This window comes from Lactiplantibacillus paraxiangfangensis (genome assembly GCF_036246185.1).
Classification (GTDB): Bacteria; Bacillota; Bacilli; order Lactobacillales; family Lactobacillaceae; genus Lactiplantibacillus; species Lactiplantibacillus paraxiangfangensis.
Window position 1 is genome coordinate 1 of record NZ_BTPW01000049.1, and the last position, 7,889, is coordinate 7,889.

Here is a 7,889-nt window from a genome sequence, read left to right on the forward strand (position 1 = left end):
TATTTAGCGCCTTTGCGCAGTTTGAACGCGATATGATTGTCACGCGCACACAAGAAGGTAAATTGTATGCCAAGCAACATGATCCGTTGTTTCGGGAAGGGCGACCGAAAACGTATTCTGATGAACAAATCAGATTTGCTTATGAGCTGCGAAAACAAGGCATGACCTACAAGATGATTGAACGAAAGACGGGGATTAGTAAACGCACGCAGCAGCGACGGTTTAAGTTAATTGAGAAACCAAGTGATACTTCTAAAATCTAAAACAGGTGAAAGATCATGAAAAAGGATATTTGGTAGATTGTGTATGTCCTAAATGGACACAAGCAACGCTCCTAAGCAAAGCCTGTATGTACTGATTTCAGAAAAGCCCTCTATTCCGCGTAATAGAGGACTTTTTTGTGTGCATTCTGCTTAATTTAAACGGACAAGTATACATCTAAAAGGTGAACGTGTTGTCTGAGAGCGCGTAATTATTTACTTTTTTCTTTGTTAGCATCGCTGGATTCCAAAGCCTGCATTTGAGTCGTAAGCGTATTTTGTTCAGGTTAAATTAAAATTGCAAGTTACTTATTACAAGTTACAAGTTACTTGTAATCTGTATCTGGGTGACTCTTTTTATAGCTTCGAAGCCCACGCTTTATTATGTCATCTAAAATCTCAACCATTTTTGTATTTTCTTCGAAGGCAATTTTTCGAATATCATTGTAAAATGATTCTCTAACTCGTAATGGTTTTGTTTTTTCTTTTCGTTTAAAAGGAGAGTCGCCATCTTTTAATTGACTCTCTGCATCAATCTGATCTAAAAGACTTTTCTTTTCCGGCATATTCTACTCCTCCAACAGATTAATTCGTGATAGAGCTTCATCTAATACTACTTGATACATATATAAAGCCCTTTTGTCCCACATATCCTCATCTTTAATTCCACTTTTTCCGAAACGTTTAACACGTTCTCTTTGAAATACGTTCCCATGAAATAGGGCTTTTCCAAAGGCTTGATTAGCGGCTTTCAACACTTCATGATCGACAGGTCCGTCTTTTTTAACCAGATAGGCAATAATACCAAGCAAATCAAATGATTTGTCATAGTCTTTTCTAAGCCCTTGAAGATAGCTTACAAATTTTAAAGAACTTGAGTAAGATTGCTCTTGAGTCTGCATAACCATAATTACGTAATCTGAGGCTAAAACGGCATTATTTGTATATGCTGATAGCGTTGGCGGAACGTCTATTAAAATATAATCATAATCATTTCTAATTTTTGTTAGCAAAGTTTTTAAAAATAGTGGTCGGTCACTTTTCTTATAATCTTCAAGCATATCAGGAAGCAAAGATAAGCTCCAATCACTAGGCATCAGATCAAGGTAATCTGTGACGTGTGCAATGGACTCAGATAAATCCAGATTCTTAATACCATCAGTTAAACTTTTGGAATTTTTTTGTTTGAATACAGGAAATGTTTTTTCTATAATTTCACTAGCATTTCCTTGTGGATCAAAATCAATTAATAAGGTTTTTCTATGGGCTTTATTTAATAGATAAGAAAAGGTTACACAAGTTGTTGTTTTTCCAACTCCACCTTTAAAGTTTCCTATCGTGATCGATGTGGTCATACAGGATCCTCCAGACTTGAACTTATTAGTTCATAGTCATTGTAATGCAACGAGCATAGCAATTCAACGTAAATATAAAGATACAAATTACAAGTATCAAATTACATGAAACTTGTTACAAATTACTTTTGTTATTTTTGCAATTTTTGTTTATAAACAAGCTGAATAGTGGTATGGTTAATTCATAAAATAGAACATAAAAAAACACCCACCGACGGGAATCGGTGAGCGCCACATAAAAGTCATCTAGTTTAATGACTATTATATCATGGCCGGTGCGATTTTTAAAGCCCTAGGGGACAAGCTGGGGTCTAAATCCAAGGAGACACGTTTGCCAGGGCGACTTCAATAAGTCTGGCTATACCACAACAAGGTCATCTGTACGGCTGGGTGGTGAATGGTGAGCGCGACCATTAACGGCGCGGGTGGTAAAACGAAGCTTCGGCTTGGTGCCACTGATTAGTTGGTGATCGAACAAAAATAAATACGTATTACCAACGCCTGCTAGGGCGTTTTTTAGTAGGCTAAACCGAAAACGTAGGTTTATAATGAGTGGTGGTAGCAATACCGCAATTGTACAGACAAGCGACGGGCGTTAACGACCGACGAACTAAGGGGAAACTTTTAGTAGTAGAATTGTACTCTGGTTCAGTTATTCCAAATAGCTGATTCCAGGGAACAATTCTGCGCTCAAAACGTCACTCCCTCTAAACTGAATGGAAAACCGTAACCCGTCAAGACAAATTCCAAAGAAAAAAAGAAAGTTGGTGGAATTGTTGGAATGTAAGGATTACATTGTTCCATTGAATCCAGATGTGATCGTTAAGAAGACAATCTATCGGAGTTCTGCAAGAATTACTGATCGACAAAGGAACCAAGTGAAGAGAGTTTTGCGTAGTCAAGGGTATCAGGGAAGAATTAGTAGTATTCGATACACTCGGGTAAATTACAAGTATTCATTTAAAGTATCCGTGAAGTATCAGGGGAGTGTCGGTAAGTTTTTGGTTAATACAAAGAATGAGACAGTTGAATTCAAGGGAATGGCCTAGACGTAATTTCAGTGAATTTCACAAACTCATTTTCCCCAATTAAAGCCAATCTGCGACCTATACCACTTCTTTTTTGGACAAGTTCACAATCAAAAAATAACGGAATGTGGAAGTACCGCGGTGAATGTGGGTTACTTGGGATAAGCCGCCTTATCTGAAGTAGAAATTGGTATACTAAAAAAGGCTCCCGGTTTAACACTGGAGGCCTTTTTTCTAGGTTACATATTTTGAGGATGAATGTTTTTATCTTCGTAGCTTTTACTTGGGTGCTGTAACATGATGAATACTGCTTAGTTTTTGGTGCCGTACCCCGCAACAGATGCGTCGCTTCGTTGGTATTATCTTAAATGCTAAGTACCGAGTTGAGAAGGATCATAAAGATATTGGCGTCATAATCCCACTGGACGACGAAGAACTTAAATTTTTAATGACTAAAGCCTTGAGACGTTACTTTAACGCCCTAAGAAGCAATGAGAAGCACATCAAGAACGTGGAAAACTACCTGTACGGCACCATGTAAAATCTATTTGGTGTTTGGTGGAATAAACAAGCGGCTAGAGAATACGCGGCCAAACACCCCGAAGAAGAAAAGCCGGCCGACAACGACAACAGTGGGTTGTACTACTAGTCCTAAAAGGCTACAAAATCCTTTCTAAGAAGTTTTAAGACTTACTGACCCTTTAATACTTAAGTTAGATTTAAATGGATTAAACAGAAGAATAGGGGCTTTTAAATGAGCGCCAGAGCTAACCAGGCTAACCAGCTCAAAAGTTCAGCCTTTAGATCAATGCCAACCTCAAGTGGCCTGAGGCCAGGGTTTTATCCGTTGATCAGATACTCAAAAGGTAGTATAATGGTAGTAGCAAATGAAAGGAGATGAGACAATCATGGCAGTTAAGGAAAAGAAACGGGTCCAAGTCAAGATTGATAAAGATTTGGCCGATGATACCGAAGCAGTTTTAAGCGAATTGGGCTTAAATCCAACTACGGCCATTAACATGTTTTACAAGCGGATTGTTGCTAATGGTGCTTTACCTTTTAATGCGTCTTTAAGCGAAGAAGAAAAAGCTAATTTACGCTTTTTAAAGGCGACCGAAGGGACACCAGTCACCGAGTTCAAAGACGCTAAAGAGGTCTCTGATTGGCTCAACGATCCAGATGAGGACTAATGACTTAGTCAGCCTATACGTTAGTTTTGTAGAAACTAACGGTGGCAAGTCTCGGCCAGTTTTAATTCGTCGGGTATTAGAACAGACGGTCGAGGCTTTTAAAATTACTAGTCAGTATGAAAAGAAGTCGGCTTATATCAAGCAACAATATTATCCGATTCAAGATTGGCAATCCGCTGGGTTGAAGAAACCTTCCTGGGTCGATCTTGGTAATATTTATCGCTTTCCCAAAGCCGGTTTAAACTTTAAAGAAATCGGTCATTTAAGTAAGCTAGATCAAAATAAAATTTCAGATTTTACGCTTGACCTAAAATCAAAAAGAAGAGGTAAGGGTCAAAAGATAATTCAACAGCGATCAAGTAAAAGGAAGCACAAAGAAAGTAAAGCAGAGCTTACACAAAGAATTCAAAAACAGTTAAAAGACTTTGCTAAACACAATCCAGAAATTAAGCCAAAAAACAATCCTGAAAATAAAAACGATCGGCCTAGTTATTAGGTTGATCGTTTTTTAATTTATCCGGTTTATGGGCGTTAACATAGTCAGCAAATGTTTTTAAAAGTTCTTCGGTTTGTTCGACCGAGAGGTTATTAGCTTGAAAGTACTTTTCTAATAAAGCCCCTTTTTGAATTAATCGGCGAGAACGGGCTTTGCGGGCTTGCCGATTTTCATAGTATTTAGATTGGCGTAATTTAAAATCTTCCCGCTCAATTTTTTGTTTTAAACGCGCTTGCTGTTCGACTAGTTTTTCATATTGATTAGACATGGAATTTCCCCATCTCGTATGGCTAATGATCTACGGACTTTACCTTTAAAAATTCAGAAAATTGCTTGGCTAAAAGCTTAATCTGATCGTTAGACAAATTAGCATAATCTAAATTGGATTGACTGATGATTTGTTTACCTAGCCGTTGTTCAATCTTATTTTTTTCGTCCTTAATTTTTTGATTAAGGGCTTTTAATTTAGCTTCTTGTTTTTCTAAGTTACTTTGAGACATAACAATCCCTCCAATCATATTAGAAATAATCACCGACACTATATCATAAGGGAAACGTTAAGTCAAAGTATAAAAATTGAAATAGCGAAGCGGAAGGCATACACTAAAAGTAAATTCAGGAGAATCAGAAGACCGAGCGAAACGAGGTCAATGCGCACTTACACCCCACTAAATTATTGTGGGGTAAATCGTGCCAAAATCCTGCATTAGAAGTCGCCGATGGCGACAACAAAATCAACCAATAGATCCAAAGAAAGGCGGTGACTAGTATGGCAATTTTTCATATGAGTTTTAGTAATATTAGTGCTGGGAAAGGACGAAGTGCGATTGCCAGTTCCGCTTATCGAAGTGGTGAAAAATTATTTGATGATAAGGAAGGTCGCCACTATTTTTATGCCCGATCGATCATGCCAGAAAGCTTTATTTTGACGCCAAAAAATGCACCTGAATGGGCGAGTGATCGAGAGCAGTTGTGGAATGAAGTTGAAAAGAAAGATCGTAAATCAAACTCACGGTATGCAAAAGAGTTTAACGTGGCTTTACCGGTAGAATTAAGTGAATCCGAACAGAAAGAATTATTGACAAAATATGTGCAAGAAAATTTTGTTGATGAGGGCATGGTAGCCGACGTGGCAATTCATCGCGACCACCCAGATAATCCGCATGCTCATGTGATGTTAACTAATCGGCCGTTTAATTCAGATGGAATATGGGGAATTAAGAGCAAAAAGCAATATATTTTAGATGATAATGGCAACAAAACATATACCGGAACTAGCAAGTACCCTAAGAGTAGAAAGATACTGATGGTCGATTGGGATAAAAAAGAAAAAATAACTGAATGGCGGCACAATTGGGCGGCAAGTGTAAATCAGGCTTTAGAGCAAAAAAATATTCCCGATCGGATCAGCGAAAAATCATTTGTGGAACAGGGAATAGCTGACACACCAATGCAACACGAGGGAATCAATAGCAAACGGCATGAAAGAAAGGCATTTAATCAACAAGTTAAGAACTATCGTAAGTCCAAAGCTGGCTATAAAAATATGCAGGAGAAAGTAGTTAATCGAGGCCACTTGGATAGCCTCAGTAAACACTTCTCGTTTAACGAGAAAAAAGTGGTCAAAGAGTTAAGCCACGAACTGAAAACTTATATTAGTTTGGAAAGTTTAGATGATAAGCGGCGCATGCTATTTAATTGGAAAAACAGTACCTTAATTAAGCACGCTGTTGGTGAAGATGTCACTAAGCAATTATTGACAATTAACCAACAAGAAAGTTCACTAGAAAAAGCAGATGAGCTCTTAAATAAAGTAGTTGATCGCACGACTAAAAAACTTTATCCAGAGCTTGATTTTGAACAGACAACCGCGGCTGAACGACGGGAATTGATTAAAGAAACTAATAGTGAACAAACGATTTTCAAAGGCAGTGAATTAAACGAACGTTTAATGAATATTCGTGATGATTTATTGACCCAACAATTATTGACCTTTACCAAACGGCCATACGTTGGCTGGAAGTTATTAATGCAACAAGAAAAGGAAGTCAAAATCAAGCTTAAATATACGCTGATGATTCATGATGATAGCTTAGAAAATCTAGAACACGTTGATCAAGGTCTACTAGAAAAGTATTCACCAACCGAGCAGCAAAAGATTACTCGCGCAGTCAAAGAATTGCGAACAATCATGGCTGTTAAGCAAGTCATTAAAACGCAATACCATGAAGTATTGAAAAGGGCCTTTCCCAAAGGCGATTTAGATGAATTACCAATGACTAAACAGGAACAAGCCTATACAGCCGTGATGTACTATGATCCTGTTTTAAAGCCATGTCAGGCTGAAACAATTGAACAGTGGCAAGCAAATCCACCACAGGTGTTCAGTCCCCAAGAACATCAACAAGGACTAGCTTATTTATCGGGACAGCTTAGCTTAGATCAGTTAGAAAATCATCACTTACAACGGGTTTTAAAGCATGATGGCACTAAACAACTCTTTTTTGGCGAATGCAAAGCCGATCCGACGATTAAGAACAGTCAGATCGAGAAAATCCAAAAGCAGTTAAAAGGGCAACAAGCCAAGGACGACCAGTACAGAAAAGCAAATATGGGGCATTATCAACCGCTAAATTATAAGCCAGTTAGTCCAGACTATTACTTAAAGACGGCCTTTAGTGATGCGATCATGACTGTTCTATATGCTCGTGATGAAGATTACCAACGGCAAAAGCAAGAACGTGGACTGAAAGAAACCGAGTGGGAAATGACGAAAAAGCAGCGGCAACACCAAACCCGGAACCGGCATGAAGATGGGGGTATGCACTTGTAATTCAAATGTAAAATAAAAAAGCTATCAGCCCGATCGCTTAATCAGTTATATCAAGTTTGCAACGACAAGTTCAGCAAGCAAGGAACCCACAACAAAAATCAGAACTAAAAAATAAACTAAATGATATACACCATGAAATCAGTAATCGAACACAAAAACAGCTGCAAGCATTTGCTGAACAAAACCCCAAAATAAAGAAACCAGAAGTGACAAACAATTTACAGATAAGAAGGTGAGAGAATCATAAATAACCAGTTATTTGAAACAACTAAAGAAGAATTATACCACCGGCCTAAACAGTTAATTAATTTGAACCAATGGCTCCTCGTAACCATTAATACAGCTAAATCGATGATCGATAATACAGATAAATCTCAGTTTATTTATTTAAATCACTTTGTTAAATGTAGTACAACTAGAGATGTTCAGCAAATGTTTGACGAAATACAGGGGAAGTTTGGAAATATAAATTTTTCCCAACGCCATAACCCTAGGTACCTATATCTATGTTCTTTAGTAGCCAATTTTCCACTAATGCAACTTTCAGTTGAAAATTGGCGGTTAATTAAAAATTTTATTTATGTTGATGATTATTTTTTACCTCGATTTAAAATTGAAGTGCAACACCTGCTCTACTAGACCAGTTCTTTATTCAGACTAGTCAAAAAGGCCATGAAGACCTATTCTTAATTCACCACAAACAAGAAAGAGGTATCTTCATGACCCG

General features: G+C 37.7%; 7 protein-coding genes and 3 pseudogenes. 6 read left to right on the forward strand and 4 right to left on the reverse strand.

The window, feature by feature from the left end; translation table 11 throughout:
* A pseudogene (locus AAA939_RS14915) lies at window positions 1-263 on the forward strand (recombinase family protein); the annotation flags it as partial.
* A gap of 323 nt (window positions 264-586) precedes the next feature.
* On the opposite strand, the gene AAA939_RS14920 reads toward AAA939_RS14915, so the two are convergent.
* Together AAA939_RS14920 and AAA939_RS14925 are read right to left on the reverse strand one after the other, a co-directional pair.
* Window positions 587-826 (reverse strand): hypothetical protein, encoded by a 240-nt coding sequence (locus AAA939_RS14920; protein WP_011669001.1) that lies wholly within the window; start codon window positions 824-826, stop codon window positions 587-589.
* A 3-nt stretch (window positions 827-829) separates the two neighbouring features.
* The gene (locus AAA939_RS14925) at window positions 830-1,615 is read right to left on the reverse strand and encodes a ParA family protein (protein WP_011669002.1); all 786 of its coding nucleotides are present in this window, start codon (window positions 1,613-1,615) and stop codon (window positions 830-832) included.
* 1,335 nt (window positions 1,616-2,950) lie between these two features.
* On the opposite strand from AAA939_RS14925, the pseudogene AAA939_RS14930 reads away from it, so the two are divergent.
* The 3 genes and pseudogenes from AAA939_RS14930 to AAA939_RS14940 form a co-directional block, all read left to right on the forward strand.
* Window positions 2,951-3,292, forward strand: a pseudogene (locus AAA939_RS14930) (replication initiator protein A); the annotation flags it as partial.
* Window positions 3,293-3,551: 259 nt separating this feature from the next.
* The gene (locus tag AAA939_RS14935) at window positions 3,552-3,833 is read left to right on the forward strand and encodes a type II toxin-antitoxin system RelB/DinJ family antitoxin (protein WP_039107119.1); all 282 of its coding nucleotides are present in this window, start codon (window positions 3,552-3,554) and stop codon (window positions 3,831-3,833) included.
* Window positions 3,823-4,329: a hypothetical protein gene (locus AAA939_RS14940; RefSeq protein ID WP_203561799.1), complete on the forward strand. Its 507-nt coding sequence runs from the start codon at window positions 3,823-3,825 to the stop codon at window positions 4,327-4,329. The genes AAA939_RS14935 and AAA939_RS14940 overlap by 11 nt, the downstream gene beginning before the upstream one ends.
* Here AAA939_RS14940 and AAA939_RS14945 read toward each other — a convergent pair.
* Together AAA939_RS14945 and AAA939_RS14950 are read right to left on the reverse strand one after the other, a co-directional pair.
* Window positions 4,319-4,597, reverse strand: a complete 279-nt coding sequence (locus tag AAA939_RS14945; RefSeq protein ID WP_003646133.1) for a hypothetical protein — start codon at window positions 4,595-4,597, stop codon at window positions 4,319-4,321. The genes AAA939_RS14940 and AAA939_RS14945 overlap by 11 nt on opposite strands.
* Window positions 4,598-4,619: 22 nt before the next feature.
* A complete protein-coding gene (locus AAA939_RS14950; protein ID WP_080633844.1) occupies window positions 4,620-4,847 on the reverse strand; it encodes a hypothetical protein in 228 nt (75 codons plus the stop codon).
* 251 nt (window positions 4,848-5,098) lie between these two features.
* Between AAA939_RS14950 and mobQ the strand changes: the two genes are divergently transcribed.
* Together mobQ and AAA939_RS14960 are read left to right on the forward strand one after the other, a co-directional pair.
* On the forward strand, window positions 5,099-7,162 hold the full coding sequence (gene mobQ, locus AAA939_RS14955) for a MobQ family relaxase (RefSeq protein WP_338231054.1): 2,064 nt from the start codon (window positions 5,099-5,101) through the stop codon (window positions 7,160-7,162).
* Between the two features lie 12 nt (window positions 7,163-7,174).
* Window positions 7,175-7,398 (forward strand): annotated as a pseudogene (locus AAA939_RS14960) (LtrC-like protein); the annotation flags it as partial.
* Between the last annotated feature and the right edge of the window lie 491 nt (window positions 7,399-7,889).

Bases quoted from the DNA above. Each gene is read 5' to 3' on its own strand.
- AAA939_RS14935 (WP_039107119.1), top strand. From the start codon at position 3,552: ATGGCAGTTAAGGAAAAGAAACGGGTCCAAGTCAAGATTGATAAAGAT.
- AAA939_RS14920 (WP_011669001.1), bottom strand. From the start codon at position 826: ATGCCGGAAAAGAAAAGTCTTTTAGATCAGATTGATGCAGAGAGTCAA.
- AAA939_RS14925 (WP_011669002.1), bottom strand. From the start codon at position 1,615: ATGACCACATCGATCACGATAGGAAACTTTAAAGGTGGAGTTGGAAAA.
- AAA939_RS14945 (WP_003646133.1), bottom strand. From the start codon at position 4,597: ATGTCTAATCAATATGAAAAACTAGTCGAACAGCAAGCGCGTTTAAAA.
- mobQ (WP_338231054.1), top strand. From the start codon at position 5,099: ATGGCAATTTTTCATATGAGTTTTAGTAATATTAGTGCTGGGAAAGGA.
- AAA939_RS14950 (WP_080633844.1), bottom strand. From the start codon at position 4,847: ATGATTGGAGGGATTGTTATGTCTCAAAGTAACTTAGAAAAACAAGAA.
- AAA939_RS14940 (WP_203561799.1), top strand. From the start codon at position 3,823: ATGAGGACTAATGACTTAGTCAGCCTATACGTTAGTTTTGTAGAAACT.